Raw genomic sequence first — 14,149 nt, 5'->3', positions numbered from 1 at the left:
CACCGGATTCGCACTGCAACCCCCTGCAACTCTCGACCACCCACCCCTGAAGGAGTGTGCTGGGTCACACAGAAGGTCCCGCACACCGCTAGGAGTTTTGATGACCCAGACCATCGAGCCGGTCGACATCGCCCGCACCCACACCCCGCAGGAACGGGTCGACGCCTGGCTGTCGGAGTTCGAGCAGGCGCTGGTCGCGCGCGATATTCCTCGCGTTGCCGGCATGTTCGCCGTCAGCAGCTTCTGGCGCGATCTCGTCACCTTCACCTGGAATCTGAAGACGGTGGAGGGGCGCGACGGCGTGTCCGACATGCTCTCCGAGCGGCTCGACGACACCGATCCGACGGGTTTCCACACCACCGAGACTCCCGACGAGGCAGACGGCGTGGTGTCGGCGTGGATCGAGTTCGAGACCGCGACCAGCCGCGGCAAGGGTCATCTGCGCCTGACCGTCGACGCCGATACCGGCCAGGACGTCGCGTGGACGCTGCTGACCACGATGCAGGAGCTCAAGGGTTACGAGGAGCGTCAGGGCAGCTCGCGCATCAAGGGCGCGGTGCACGGCTCGAATGCCGATACCCAGAACTGGGCGGAGAAGAAGGAGATCGAGGAGAAGGAACTCGGCTACAGCGTGCAGCCGTACGCCCTCGTCGTCGGCGGCGGCCAGGGCGGTATCGCTCTCGGCGCTCGGTTCCGTCAGCTCGGTGTGCCTGCGATCGTCGTCGACCGTGCCGAGCGCCCCGGCGACCAGTGGCGCGGCCGCTACAAGTCCCTGTGTCTGCACGACCCGGTCTGGTACGACCACCTGCCGTACCTGCCGTTCCCGCCGAACTGGCCGGTGTTCGCGCCGAAGGACAAGATCGGCGACTGGCTCGAGATGTACACCAAGGTCATGGAGGTCCCCTACTGGACCAAGACCACTGCCAAGTCCGCTACCTACGACGAGGTGGCGAAGGAGTGGACGGTCGTCGTGGACCGCGACGGTGAAGAAGTGATCCTGCGGCCCAAGCAGCTGGTGATGGCCACCGGAATGTCCGGCAAGAAGAACGTGCCGAACTTCCCCGGCATGGACGAATTCGAGGGCGAGCAGCACCATTCCAGCGAACACCCCGGTCCCGACACGTATGTCGGCAAGCGGGTCGTGGTGGTGGGTTCCAACAACTCCGCGCACGACATCTGCAAGGCGCTGTACGAGACGGGTGTCGATGTGACGATGCTGCAGCGCTCGTCGACACACATCGTCAAATCCGATTCGCTCTGCGATATCGCGCTGGGTGATCTGTACTCCGAGCGGGCCGTCGAGTCCGGAATGACCACGGGCAAAGCCGATCTCACGTTCGCGTCCTTGCCCTACCGAATCATGCACGAGTTCCAGATCCCGGTGTATCAGCAGATCGCGGAGCAGGACAAGGACTTCTACGATCGGCTCGAGAAGGCCGGCTTCCAGCTCGATTTCGGCGACGACGGGTCCGGGCTGTTCATGAAGTACCTGCGCCGCGGCTCGGGCTACTACATCGATGTCGGCGCGTCCGAGCTGGTCGCGGACGGCAAGATCAAACTCGTTGCCGGGCAGGTGGATCGGATCAGCAAGACCGGCGTCGTGCTCGACGACGGCGCCGAACTGCCTGCCGATCTGATCGTCTACGCAACCGGCTACGGCTCGATGAACGGCTGGGTGGCAGACCTCATCGATCAGGAGACCGCAGACAAGGTCGGCAAATGCTGGGGCCTCGGCTCGAACACCACCAAGGATCCCGGTCCGTGGGAGGGCGAGCAGCGCAACATGTGGAAGCCGACGCAGCAGGAGAACTTCTGGTTCCACGGCGGCAATCTGCACCAGTCGCGGCACTATTCGCTCTACCTCGCACTGCAGATCAAGGCGCGCTACGAGGGCATCGACACCCCGGTCTACGGACTGCAGGAAGTGCATCACCTGCGGTGACCCAGGTGCGCGGTAACTCGTAGCCTGCTACGAGTTACCGCGCACATGCGGCACGGCCGCTCTACTCGTACAGATCGATTGCCTGAGCTTTCTTGATCAGCGCGTCCTCGGATCGCACCTGGGCCAGGTTTACGACGCGCGTCGGCAGCACCGAGGAGTACAGCCAGTCCGTTGCCACCCGCACTCGTGCAGACACCGTCGGCAACGCGTACAGGTGATAGCCGCGCGCGACGAACTTCGCGACGGGTCCGGTCAACGGAATACCCAGAGGCTTTGCCACACCGTCGAATCCGCCGAGATCGGCGACGAGCCCCAGATCCGTGTGCTTGTACGGACGCGCCTGCCCGACACCGAGGGACGCCGCGACGTTCCGGGCGACGGCCACACCTTGGCGCTGGGCGTGCTGCGCCGTCGGCGGCGTTGGCGGCGTTGGCTTCGACGGGTCGGCGGCGAGGTCGGGGACTGCCGCCGCGTCGCCGATCGCCCAGACATCTTCTACGCCGGGGACGGTCATGTCCGCGCCCACCACCAGGCGTCCGCCCGCTGTGGGCAGACCCAGCCGTGCGATGAGCGGGCTCGCGGCGACGCCTGCTCCCCAGACGAGCGTCCGGGACGGGATCACCTCGTCGTCGGTGAGCGTCACCGACGTTGCGGTGGCCGATGCCACCGACACCCCCAGCCGGACGTCGACACCCCGCTCGGCGAGTACGGCAAGCGCTTCCTTGCCCAGTCGCGCGCCGAGCTCCGGCAGCACCGCGTCGGCCACGTCGACGAGCACCCAGCGCACCTCGTCCGGGTCGACGCTCGCCCAACGGGACGCAATGCCTTTGACCCAATTCTGCATCTGCGCAACGAATTCGGTGCCCGTGTAACCGGCCCCCACGGCCACCACCGTCAGCCGCTCGGCTCGTTCGCTCCGGCCTTCCGGGGTGTCGGGCAGAGCATCGGCTGCGTCGAGTTGCGCGAGCACATGGTTGCGGATGTAGACGGCTTCACTCAGCGTCTTTAGCCCGTACGCATGCTCGTCGACGCCGGGGATGTCGAACTGCTTGGTCACCGACCCGGGCGCGAGTATCAGCTTGTCCCACTCGAGCGTCGAGTCGCCGTCGGGTCCGATCACCGTCAGCTCGCGCGCGTCGAAATCGACGGTCGTGACGTGACCGAGCACCAACTTGACGCGCGGCAGCGCTTGACGGGTCGAGACGGCGATGTCCCGCGGATCGAGAACGCCGGTGGCGACCTCGGGTAGCAGCGGACTGTAGAGCAGGTAGTCGGTGGGGGCCACCAACGTCAGCACGGCGCGATCTGGCCCCAGCAGCTTCGTCAGCCGCTGCAAGGCGTTGAATCCGCCGAAGCCCCCACCGACCACCACGACGCGAGCAGGCCGCGCGGGGACCGGAGAACTCGTACCGAAACCAGGAAGGAATCTGCGCATATCCGAGATTAACCCGCCGGTGAGCCACCCCGCAGACGACGTTCGGAGGTTGCCGAGAGAACGTCAGCGAACCCCGTCCCACACCGCGCGGGTTGCCGGCCTCGGGTCGAGGGAGACGCCCGGCTCGTTGCCGAACATCATCACGGCCCGGTCGGTGCCGTACGGGTCCCAGCCCGGAGAGCCGTCGCGCACGAAATCGACCCAGGCACGGTGCATCTGGTCGGCCACCTGCTGCGGCGGATTCGGGCCCGTGATGCGGGCGGTCTCGGGCTTGTGCAGCATGTCGAACACGAACGGAATCTCTAGTGCATGGCAGGCTCCGAGTGCGCCGTCGAACAGCGATGAGCGCCAGGTGAACTCGTAGACGAATGCATTTCCGGAACGGGCCTCGACCAGGCGTGTGGCCGGGATGCGGAAGAACCAGTCGGTCATGACGGCGATCATCAGCTCGCCGGCCGAGGCCTCGGGCAGCTGCTCGCGGTACAGGTCCAGCGCCGAGGGGTCGGCTCGGTACCCGGCGAGAACCAGCTTCACGTAGTCCTCGGTGATGTGAGGGACCAGGCCGGCAGGCACGATGAAGAACGCGTGCTCCTCACTGGTGGTTCCGATCAACACGTCCACCTGTGTGCCCGCACCGTCGCTGATGCGCGAAATAGGCAGCGCCGGAACGACATCCCCGTCTATGTACGGCTCGAAGGCCATGACGTTCAAGGCCAGCTCACCCCACGCCCCGGTCGGGGCCTCGGCGGTGATCCGATCGGACAGTTCACGTTGAGCGTCGACCAACGCGTCCACCGACACCGAAGCAAATCCGTCGACCGTTGCCTCCACACCGAGCGCGGACGCCAATGCTGCGGAGACCTTGCCTGCGGTCTCGGCGGCAATGACATGGTGCCCGGCTCCGCTCTGCAGAATTGCCCGCTGGAAGAGTCCCTCGGCACGGGGCATCGACATCAAGGTGCCGACGCTCATCGCGCCCGCGGATTCACCGGCGATGGTCACCTGCGCCGGGTCACCGCCGTAGGCAGCGATGTGGTCGCGGACCCATTCGAAAGCCGCGACCTGGTCCAGCATTCCGCGGTTGGCCGGGGCACCGTCGATCAGTGCGAAGCCGTCGACTCCGAGTCGGTAGTTGATCACCACGGCCACGACGCCGTCCCGGGCGAACGCGGAACCGTCGTACGTGGGAATCGCGTTGCTGCCGTTGACGAATGCGCCGCCGTGGATCCAGACGAACACCGGTGCCGAGCCGCCGACATCGGGGGTGAAGACGTTGACGTTCAGGCAGTCCTCGCCCGGCACCACCGGCTCGCTGAGGATCTCGCTGGTCGGCGGCCGGTAGCCCACCTTGGGAACGGTGGCCCCGAGCTCGAGCGCGTCGCGCACTCCGTCCCAGGTGGGCGGCCGCGACGGTGCCTGGAATCGACGGGGGCCGAACGGGGCCTCGGCATACGGCACCCCGAGGAACGAGGTGACGCCGGCGTCGGTCCGACCGCGAACCTGGCCCTGAGGTGTATCGACGGTGATCATGTCCATACGTCCTTATTACCCTGTTCGCCTCGGACCGACGCCGGCAGGCGGTCAGACCAGACGTGCTTCCGGCGAGCCCGTCTTCCCCGCGTCACGCTCGACCGAATCGCCGAGCGCATCGTCGATCTTCGCGAGCACGTCGGCGTCGAGGGTGACCTCGGAGGCCTTGATGTTCTCGGCGATCTGCTCGGGGCGGGAGGCACCGACGAGTGCGGCGGCGATGTTGTCGTTGGCCAGCACCCACGCAACAGCCAACTGCGCCATGGTGATTCCCAGATCGTCGGCGATCGGCTTGAGCTGCTGCACGCGGGTCAGCGTCTGGTCGTCGAGGTAGCGCGCGATCATCTTGTCGCCGCCCTTGTCGTCCTTGGCGCGCGAGCCGTCGGGCAAAGGCTGACCGGGGAGGTACTTTCCGGTGAGCACGCCCTGGGCGATGGGCGACCAGACGATCTGCGAGATACCCAGTTCCTTCGACGTCGGGATCACCTGATCCTCGATGACGCGCCACAGGGCCGAATACTGCGGCTGGTTCGAGATGATCGAGAAGCCGTTCTGACGGGCGAGTTCCTGCCCGGCACGCAGTTGATCGGCGGTCCACTCGGAGACGCCGATGTAGAGCGCCTTGCCCTGGCGGACGACGTCACCGAATGCCGCGATGGTCTCTTCCAGCGGAGTCTCGACGTCGTAGCGATGGGCCTGGTACAGGTCGACGTAGTCGGTGCCGAGCCGACGCAGCGACGCGTCGATGCCTTCGAGGATGTGCTTGCGCGAGAGTCCGGTGTCGTTGGGGCCCTTGGGTCCGACCGGGAAGTAGACCTTGGTGAAGATCTCCAGCGATTCCCGACGCTCGCCTTTCAGCGCGTCGCCCAGCACGGTCTCGGCTGCTCCGTTGGCGTAGACGTCGGCCGTGTCGAACGTGGTGATGCCGGCATCGAGGGCCGCGCGTACACACTGGGTGGCGATGTCGTTCTCCACCTGCGATCCGTGGGTCAACCAGTTGCCGTAGGTGATCTCCGAAATCTTCAGTCCGCTGTTTCCGAGGTATCTGTAAGCCATGAAGAAAACGGTACTCCGGTGACTTCGCGGTTCGCTGCTGGTCTACTCGGGTATGACACTTCGCATACACAATCTGTCGGTCTCGCTCGACGGTTTCGCCGCCGGTCCCGATCAGAGCCAGGACAACCCCATGGGCATCGGCGGCATGGCGCTGCACCAGTGGGTGTTCGCCGATCACTCCGACACCGAACACCCCGATGCCGATCAGCGGATGCTCGACCTCGGTACCGAAAACATCGGCGCAACCATCATGGGCCGCAACATGTTCGGTCCGGTCCGCGACGAGTGACCCAACTACGACTGGCGCGGCCGGTGGGGAGAGGAGCCGCCGTACCATCACCCGGTGTTCGTACTGACCCATCACCCGCGGCCACCTCTGGAGATGGTCGGCACCACGTTCCACTTCACCGACGACCCCATCGAGGCCGTGCTCGATCGCGCCCACGAGGCGGCGTCGGGCAAAGACGTGCGCCTCGGCGGCGGGGCATCGACGGTTCGGCAGTATCTGAAGGCAGGGCTCGTCGATCACCTCCATCTTGCGGTCTCGCCGGTGATTCTCGGAGCGGAAGAACCGATCTACGACGGTTGGGATCCGGCAGCGTTCGAGCGGACGGAGACGGTGGGATCGGATCAGGTGCTACACGTCGTCTACAACCACGTCGTCTACAACAGAGTCCGGTAGCGGTTCAGAGCCCACATCCCGAGACCTGCGAGCACGACGGCGACACATGCACCGCCCGTCGAGAGCCAGAGTTCGACGCGGGGCCAGGACGTGTCCGTCAGTGCAGAGGTCAACGGCGTGTACGACGTCCATCCGTAGGTGACGACCATCGGCACCGTGATCGCCGCCGGGATTGCGAGGCCGAGGGTCGACGGCGTCGGTGCGGCCGGTGTGCACGCCACGTACAGGTACGCTGCGGCGGCCGGAAAGACGATCAGGGTCGCGACGTAGTGAACGTTGTCCAGCGGCGGCTGCTCGAACAGTGCCGTCACGCAGACCACCGCCAGAACTGCGACGCCGATCAACGGACGCCCCCAACGCAATCCGAGCGCGGCACCGGCGGCCACCGCGATTGCGGTGACAGCTACCAGTCCCAGTGTCCAGGCCCGGGCCGAGACACTGATACCCACCCCGGCCGTGGTGGTCGAGGTGAGCAACACCGCCGTTCCGGCGAGAACCATGACGCCGCCGCGGCCCGGTAGCAGGCCGGCCGCCGCGAACAACACGGGTACGACGAAGAGTCCGTAGTACCAGCGGCCGCCGAACCCGTACAGGCTCTGGAACATGCTGAACACGAACACCATATTGAGCAGCAGCCCACCGATCGCCACCAGCAGTATTGCCGCGACTGTGCGAATGTCGCGATCGGTGGCCGGGCTTTCGCCCTGTTCGGCGCGCGCTGCCCACGCCGCAGCCACCATCACGAGCACACAGAGCACCGGCACGACCACCGGTGTGCCCATGTCGGATTCGGTGAGGTAGTCGGCGTAGCGCCGGGGAATTGCGCTGTGCTGTAACGCCTCTACTGCACCCACACTGAGCAGCCCGAGCAGAAACGATGCCGTCAGCAGCGCCTGCCGAACCCGCGTGCTGTTCGCCTGCACTGCAATGCATCCCAACAGGACTCCGCCTGCCATCACCTCGGCGAAATCGGACGAGAACAGCAGTGCCGATCCCCCGATGACAACTGCAGCGGCGATGGACAGTCCGGCCAGAACGCTGCGCCGACGAACGACCATCGCCGTACCCGACGCAAGGATCAGCGCGACCGCGACTCCCCCACCGCCGCTGGAGAGCAGCAGCCCGCCGACGCTGGTGTCGCCGAGGATGTCGATGCCGTCCGATTGCATCGACAACCCGGCCAGCAATCCGGTCAGCAGTACCCCGAGCGTAACCATGCCCGAATTATGCACTGCCGCCGCGATAGTCCCTGGATGCCCTAAGGATCTTCTCCAGGGTTGCCGCAAAGGCCTGCAGCTCGCCCTCTCCCACAGCGGCTCCCACGGCATCGGACCATGCATGTTGCGCATCCCGCAGCTCGGCAACGGTGTCGCGGCCCTTGGCGGTGGGTTCCAACAGCTTCGCGCGCTTGTGGTTCGGGTTGTCGACGTACACGGCCCACCCTTTGTCCACCAACAGATTTGCGGTGCGTTGCACACTCTGACGCGCCAACCCCAGCCCGACGCGTCGCGCGATGTCGGCTACCGAGAGCGGCTCGTCCAAGGTGGCTCCGAGAACCTGCCACCACGCCGGAGTCAGACCCGTCGGCTCGGTGATGTCCTGTGCGGCGGCGAGGAATTCACCGTTGAGCTCGAAGACGGGCAGAACCAGCGCAGTCAGCGCATCTCCCTCGGGAGTGCGCTGCTTCATGCGCCGGCCAGCTGGTCGTAGTACTTGCGTTCCCCCGTCGTGTAGAGGCCGTACCAGGCGTCGACCACGGGTTGGGGAAACACGTTCAACCGCTCGAACACGAGCTTCGCGAATTCCAACGGGCTCACGCCGCCTGCGGTGATCACGGTGCCGTCGGACACTGCCTTCTCGTCGCGGTAGTACTCCGAACCATGGTATTCGGTTGCCTGCGTGAGGAACTCGGCGGCATTGGAGGTATGTGGCCGGTCGTCGAGCAGTCCGGTTCGGGCCAAACCCAACGTTGCGCCGCAGATCGCCGCGACCGGCGTTCCCGCCGCAACGAGTTCGACTGCGAGCCTCAGCACCGCGTCGTGACCGGAGTCCCAACTGGGCGCGCCGGGCAGAATCAACGCATCGAGAGTGGGAAGGTCTGCCACCGCGACATCGGGAGTGATTCGCAGACCTCCCATCGTCGTGACGACGTCTTCTGTCTCGGATGCAACGATCAGCCGATTGGCGTCGGGGTCTTGTTCACGAGCCATGGCCAACCCGGCGGTGAGGTATCCGTACTCCCAGTCGGCCATGGTGTCGGTGGCGTACAGAGCGATCGTTGTCATCTCGAACCTCCAGAATTTCGACAGTGTGCTGTCATTTTGCGCACATGACAGCACGCTGTCAATACACCACTGCCCGATCGGGCAGGTTCCGTCGAAACGTGCGTCGAGCGGAGCAGTCGGCGATACCGTCGTATGACGACCATGCGCCGGCCGACGGAGGTGCGCGAGATGCCCAGCGGTGCCGAGAAGCTCCGAGATTCCATTGCCAAGTCCTGGCAACGGTCGGCGCAGAGCGGTCTCGCACCGGCGGACACCCTGGAGCAGGCGAGCCTGCGTGACGTCGACCGTCGTAGCCGCCTCCTCGCCGCGGCAAATCCCATCCTCGATCGGATGGAGAGCGTGCTCCACGGCTCCGGGTACTGCGTCCTGCTCGCGGACCGTGACGCCCGGCTGGTCGATCTCCGTTTCGGAACCCATTCGCTACGAGATGCGGTGTCCTCCATGGGCGCGGTCGTCGGCCGCTCGTTCACCGAACAGGCGTCGGGCACCAATTCGATCTCGACAAGCTTCGAGATGCGCGCCCCGTGCGCTGTGCACGCCGAGGAGCACTACATCGAGTCGATGAAAACCTTCGGCTGCTACGGCCACCCCCTCATCCACCCCGTCACCCGCCGCATCGAGGGCGTCCTCGACATCACCTTCCTGGCCTCCGACGACAACCCGCTGCTCCAACCGATGCTCGTCCATGCCGCACAGGACATTCAGGGCAGGCTCCTCGAAGAGACGCGTTCGGGCGAACAACGACTCTTCCAGGCTTTTCAGTACGCATCCTCACAGCGCCGCGGTGCACCCGTCATCGCGATAGCCGACGAAATCCTGCTCGAAAACACCAGCGCTGCAACAATAGTGGACACAGTCGATCACTCCGCACTACGCTCGCTCACCGACGATGCGGTCCGGCGCAGCGGCGTCGTACAGGATGTGATTCTCAATTCCGGACTGCATGCAACCGTGCGCTGGGAACGTCCGGTGTCGGCCGCGGGCATCGTCATCGAGATCGATCCGCACGACACCGTGCGTACACCACCACCGGCACCGAAGACGCGAAAGCCGTTGTGCGTCAACGGTGAACCCGGCACCGGAAAATCCACCACTCTGGCCCGATGGACAGCAACGACGTCACCACGCTGGTTCGACGCGTCGGATCTGGTGACGACGACTGCGGCCGAGTGGTTGGCAGGCGTCGAGCATCAGATCCGGGCGGCACACGATGTCGTGGTCGAGAACGTGCATTTCCTCACCGGCCCGGTGGCGAGCCGGCTGCATTCGATTCTGTCGTCCGCTCCCGGGTGGTACGCGCTGTCGAGTTCGGCCACCGACTCGGCCGAACTCGAACATCGCCAACTTCTGTCCCTGTGCGCCGAGACCATCGAGTTGGCCCCGTTGCGCTCTCGCCGACACGAGATTCCGGACCTGGTCCGCGCCATCATGGCCGAGCTCGAGTCCCGCGCGCACTTCACCCCGGCAGCGTTGTCGGCGTTGATCGACTACGACTGGCCGGGCAACATCGGCGAACTCCGAGCCGAGGTCACCGAGGCCGCGTCGCGCAGATCCGTCGGAGATATCACCGAACGGGAACTGGTCCGGCCGCGCAAGAAAGCGTCGACCACACGGATGAGCACCCTCGACACCGCGATGCGCGACGCCATCGTGCACGAGTTGGCGCGGCAGGGCGGGAACAAACGCACGACGGCGGAGAGCCTGGGAATCAGTCGAACCACGCTGTACAAGCGGATGCGCGAATTCGGCATCCTCGGCTGAGGTTGTCCACTTTCTGAACACTCTCCACCCGTGATCGGGGTCACAATTCCATGCATGGATGCGTGCCCGGCAATACGAGAGCAGCGGCACCGTCGGACACGCCACATCCATCGACCGCTGAATCGACGTCAGGAGAATCTCCGTGAAGACCAAAGCAGCAGTACTGTTCGAGCCACACAAGCCGTTCGAGATCATCGAACTGGACATGGACGGCCCCGGCCCCGGTGAAGTCCTGATCAAGTACGTGGCCGCAGGACTGTGCCATTCGGATCTACATCTGCTCGACGGTGACCTGCCACCGCGCTTCCCCATCGTCGGCGGCCACGAGGGGTCCGGCATCATCGAAGAAGTCGGTCCCGGCGTCACCAAGGTCAAGCCCGGCGACCATGTCGTCTGCTCCTTCATCCCGAACTGCGGCACCTGCCGCTACTGCTCCACCGGCCGACAGAACCTGTGCGACATGGGCGCAACGATCCTCGAGGGCTGCATGCCCGACGGCACGTTCCGTCGCCGCGACAGCAAGGGCACCGAATTCGGAGCGATGTGCATGCTCGGCACCTTCTCCGAACGCGCCACCATCTCGCAGCACTCCGTCGTCAAGATCGACGACTGGTTGCCCTTGGAGACAGCAGTTCTCGTGGGCTGCGGCGTTCCGTCCGGCTGGGGTACCGCCGTTTACGCGGGCGGTGTACGCGCAGGTGACTCCGTGATCATCTACGGCATCGGCGGCCTCGGCATCAATGCCGTTCAGGGAGCGGTGCATTCGGGCGCGAAGCATGTCCTCGTCGTCGATCCGCTCGAGTTCAAGCGTAACCAGGCGCTGAAGTTCGGGGCGACTCACGCGTTCGCGGACTACGCGTCGGCGCAGGAGAAGTTGACCGAACTCACGTGGGGTCAGGGAGCGGACCAGGCTCTGATTCTGGTCGGAACCGTCGACGAGGAGGTCGTGCAAGCCGCAACCGCGGCCATCGGCAAGGGCGGCACCGTCGTCATCACCGGGCTCGCCGATCCCGAGAAGCTGACTGTGCACGTGTCCGGCACGGATCTGACGTTGAATCAGAAGACGATCAAGGGCACGCTCTTCGGGTCCGCAAATCCGCAGTACGACATCGTGCGCCTGCTACGCCTCTACGACGCCGGGCAACTCAAGCTCGACGAACTCATCACCTCGACCTACTCCTTGGAGCAGGTCAACGAGGGCTACCAGGACCTACGCGACGGCAAGAACATGCGCGGGGTGATTCACTTCTGAAACACGCTGCGGCAGTGGTGCGGTCGAGTGCGCTGGGTGGCACTCGACCGCACCGCTGTGAGCATCCGAATGCACGAACGATGGTGGTCATCTCCAGTCGATCGGCAACACTCGCGTTGCCCGAGCACGCGGGTCCACCTCGTCCAGATAGATCCGGCATGCTGCGTGATAGCGCTGGTCGAAGGCGCGACCTGCCGCCTCCGTGCCACCGAGCGCCTCCGCATCCCTGGCGATACCGCGAGCCCGTGCGACGTCCATGGGGGTATCGACGAAGACTGTGTAGTCCCAGTACTCGGGCAGCGGCGGCCGATGCAAGAACGTTCCGTCCACCACGACGATCGCGTCGGCCGACACCGGTTCGAGCGGATCGTCCACCGGCTCATCCGTCGCCAGATCGATGACCCGACGCCGAATGGCCCCGCTTCCGTTCGGCCCCAACGGGATCAGCACGTGTGCCGCAAACGCGTCGAAGTCGTACGCGTCCCGGTAGTAGCCGAGAGCCGACGCCCGACCCTGCCGATACCGGTGGGCGCGCCGATGATGAAAGCCGTCCATCGTCACGTGCACGGACGGACGCCCCTGTGCCGCAACAGCATCGACCAGCCATCGCGCGCAGGTGGATTTGCCCGAAGCCGTCACCCCGTCGATCGCCACCCGTAGCGGGTGTCCCGGGGCCCGGGAGAGCACATCCTGCACCAGGTCATCACCGACGCTCATGGCTCGAGGGTAGGCGATCAAATTAGTCAACCAAGTGGTTGACTACGTCGAGCGGGCGGCTTACCCTCAGGAACAACGCACAGCGAGGAACCCCATGGACGATCGAACAGAGCAGCTCAACAGGACGTTCGCGGCATTGGCCGATCCCACTCGACGTGACATGGTTGCCCGGCTGGCCAGCGGTGACGCGAATGTCAGCGAACTGGCCGAGCCGTACGAGATGAGCCTGCAAGCGGTCTCGAAACACGTGAAGGTGCTCGAGGAGGCCGGATTGGTCACGCGCAGCAGGGATGCCCAGCGTCGTCCGGTGCATCTCGATGCCGAGGTGTTCGGCCTGTTGACGAAATGGATCGAGCGTTATCGCCAGGAAGCAGAACAGCGGTACCGACGCCTCGACGCCCTGCTGGACAGCATCGCAGACGACGAGACCACCGAGTCGAAAGAAGTGTCATGACTGCACACGAAACCGAAATCGTTGCGGACGAGAAAGTCCCCACGATCGAGATCGTCCGAGAGTTCGACGCGACGCCGGAGCAGGTGTTTCGCGCTCACATCGACCCCGAGCTGTATCGGCGGTGGGTGGGGCCGCGATCGTTGACGACCCGAATCCTCAAGTGGGAGGGGCACACCGGAGGCGCTTGGGCCTTCGCCAACGACCGGGACGGTGAAGAGATCGCTGCCTTCTTCGGCAGCTTTCACGAGGTGCGTGCGAGCGAGCGAATCGTGTGGACCTTCACCTGGAAGGGTGCACCCGATTCGGTCGCGCTCGAAACGCTCACTTTCGAGAGCCGAGGCGATGGCGGTACACGTCTGAAGGTATTGAGTGTGATGTCGGACTTCGCGACGCGCGACGGCATGCTGTCCAGTGGCATGGACGTCGGCGTGAAGGAGGGCTACGACAAGCTGGACGAACTGCTCGGGCACAGGACCGGCCCGGCCCAGCAACACCTGCAGGACGCGGCCATGTTCACTGCGCTGGTGGAGTCCGCATCACCGGCGGACTGGTCTCGGCCGAGCCCGGTATCGGGTTGGGCTGCAATCGATGTGGTGCGGCACCTGGTCGAGTGGTCCCGCGGCTTTCTCGCCGGCGGGGCCGGTATCGAACTACCGGCGCTGGACGTCGGAGCCGACCCGGCCGCAGCCTGGACCCAGCACGTCGCCGATATCCAAGCAATTCTCGACGACCCCGCCGGCCGGGTGCTGAGCAACCCGCACACCGGAGACATGCCGGTGGACGAGGCAATCGACATGTTCTACACCGCCGACGTCTGGATGCACTCCTGGGACCTGGCGAAAGCCATTGGCCGAGAGCCTGATCTGGGCCGAGAACGCTGCGCTGCAGCGCTCGAGGCCATGCGACCGATGGAGCAGGTGCTACGGGACAGCGGGCAGTACGGCCCCGCCGCCCCCGTTGCCGACGACGCTTCCTCGCAGGACAAGCTGATGGCCTTCATCGGCCGCGACCCGGCCTGGCAGCCGGGTCGATAAC

Annotated in this window: 13 protein-coding genes and 1 pseudogene; 7 read left to right on the top strand and 7 right to left on the bottom strand. The window is 65.2% G+C overall.

All coding sequences use genetic code 11. The features are described 5' to 3' along the window. The first annotated feature begins 100 nt into the window (after positions 1 to 100). Entirely contained in the window at positions 101 to 1,942 is a 1,842-nt protein-coding gene (locus tag CH291_RS13120; protein ID WP_094687679.1) for a flavin-containing monooxygenase, read from the top strand. 61 nt (positions 1,943 to 2,003) lie between these two features. On the opposite strand, the gene CH291_RS13115 is transcribed toward CH291_RS13120, so the two are convergent. The 3 genes from CH291_RS13115 to CH291_RS13105 form a co-directional block, all read right to left on the bottom strand. Next, positions 2,004 to 3,377 (bottom strand): NAD(P)/FAD-dependent oxidoreductase, encoded by a 1,374-nt coding sequence (locus tag CH291_RS13115; RefSeq protein WP_094687678.1) that lies wholly within the window; start codon positions 3,375 to 3,377, stop codon positions 2,004 to 2,006. Between the two features lie 63 nt (positions 3,378 to 3,440). Beyond that, positions 3,441 to 4,913 carry a carboxylesterase/lipase family protein gene (locus tag CH291_RS13110; protein WP_094687677.1) on the bottom strand — a complete coding sequence of 491 codons (1,473 nt, stop codon included), beginning with the start codon at positions 4,911 to 4,913 and terminating at the stop codon, positions 3,441 to 3,443. Between the two features lie 45 nt (positions 4,914 to 4,958). Further along, complete coding sequence (locus CH291_RS13105; protein ID WP_032395201.1) at positions 4,959 to 5,963, bottom strand: aldo/keto reductase family protein; 1,005 nt, start codon at positions 5,961 to 5,963, stop codon at positions 4,959 to 4,961. Positions 5,964 to 6,015: 52 nt separating this feature from the next. Between CH291_RS13105 and CH291_RS27190 the strand changes: the two genes are divergently transcribed. After that, positions 6,016 to 6,252, top strand: a complete 237-nt coding sequence (locus tag CH291_RS27190; protein WP_256980834.1) for a hypothetical protein — start codon at positions 6,016 to 6,018, stop codon at positions 6,250 to 6,252. Positions 6,253 to 6,288: 36 nt separating this feature from the next. After that, positions 6,289 to 6,645, top strand: a pseudogene (locus CH291_RS27185) (dihydrofolate reductase family protein); the annotation flags it as partial. On the opposite strand, the gene CH291_RS13095 reads toward CH291_RS27185, so the two are convergent. The 3 genes from CH291_RS13095 to CH291_RS13085 are packed head-to-tail and all read right to left on the bottom strand — an operon-like array spanning position 6,627 to position 8,930. After that, positions 6,627 to 7,862, bottom strand: coding sequence for a hypothetical protein (locus tag CH291_RS13095; protein ID WP_094687676.1), 1,236 nt, complete (start codon positions 7,860 to 7,862; stop codon positions 6,627 to 6,629). The pseudogene CH291_RS27185 and the gene CH291_RS13095 sit on opposite strands and share 19 nt — an antisense overlap. Before the next feature lie 7 nt (positions 7,863 to 7,869). Beyond that, complete coding sequence (locus tag CH291_RS13090; protein WP_068053555.1) at positions 7,870 to 8,334, bottom strand: MarR family winged helix-turn-helix transcriptional regulator; 465 nt, start codon at positions 8,332 to 8,334, stop codon at positions 7,870 to 7,872. Further along, a complete protein-coding gene (locus CH291_RS13085) occupies positions 8,331 to 8,930 on the bottom strand; it encodes a DJ-1/PfpI family protein (protein ID WP_094669119.1) in 600 nt (199 codons plus the stop codon). The genes CH291_RS13090 and CH291_RS13085 overlap by 4 nt, the downstream gene beginning before the upstream one ends. Positions 8,931 to 9,062: 132 nt before the next feature. Between CH291_RS13085 and CH291_RS13080 the strand changes: the two genes are divergently transcribed. Beyond that, on the top strand, positions 9,063 to 10,691 hold the full coding sequence (locus CH291_RS13080) for a sigma-54-dependent Fis family transcriptional regulator (RefSeq protein ID WP_256980833.1): 1,629 nt from the start codon (positions 9,063 to 9,065) through the stop codon (positions 10,689 to 10,691). A 142-nt stretch (positions 10,692 to 10,833) separates the two neighbouring features. Continuing rightward, the gene (locus CH291_RS13075; protein WP_068053551.1) at positions 10,834 to 11,943 is read left to right on the top strand and encodes an NDMA-dependent alcohol dehydrogenase; all 1,110 of its coding nucleotides are present in this window, start codon (positions 10,834 to 10,836) and stop codon (positions 11,941 to 11,943) included. 87 nt (positions 11,944 to 12,030) lie between these two features. On the opposite strand, the gene CH291_RS13070 is transcribed toward CH291_RS13075, so the two are convergent. After that, positions 12,031 to 12,660 carry a hypothetical protein gene (locus CH291_RS13070; RefSeq protein ID WP_094687675.1) on the bottom strand — a complete coding sequence of 210 codons (630 nt, stop codon included), beginning with the start codon at positions 12,658 to 12,660 and terminating at the stop codon, positions 12,031 to 12,033. A gap of 94 nt (positions 12,661 to 12,754) precedes the next feature. Here CH291_RS13070 and CH291_RS13065 point away from each other — a divergent pair, with 94 nt between their 5' ends. Together CH291_RS13065 and CH291_RS27335 are read left to right on the top strand one after the other, a co-directional pair. Further along, positions 12,755 to 13,114, top strand: a complete 360-nt coding sequence (locus CH291_RS13065) for an ArsR/SmtB family transcription factor (RefSeq protein ID WP_094640883.1) — start codon at positions 12,755 to 12,757, stop codon at positions 13,112 to 13,114. Further along, positions 13,111 to 14,148, top strand: a complete 1,038-nt coding sequence (locus CH291_RS27335) for an SRPBCC domain-containing protein (RefSeq protein ID WP_094687674.1) — start codon at positions 13,111 to 13,113, stop codon at positions 14,146 to 14,148. Before CH291_RS13065 ends, CH291_RS27335 begins: the two co-directional genes overlap by 4 nt. Position 14,149 lies beyond the last annotated feature (1 nt).

This window comes from Rhodococcus sp. 14-1411-2a (assembly GCF_002259485.1).
In the GTDB taxonomy this organism is placed as follows: Bacteria; Actinomycetota; Actinomycetes; order Mycobacteriales; family Mycobacteriaceae; genus Rhodococcoides.
The sequence above is the reverse complement of the archived record's forward strand: the minus strand, read 5'-3'. Positions and strand labels throughout refer to the sequence as shown.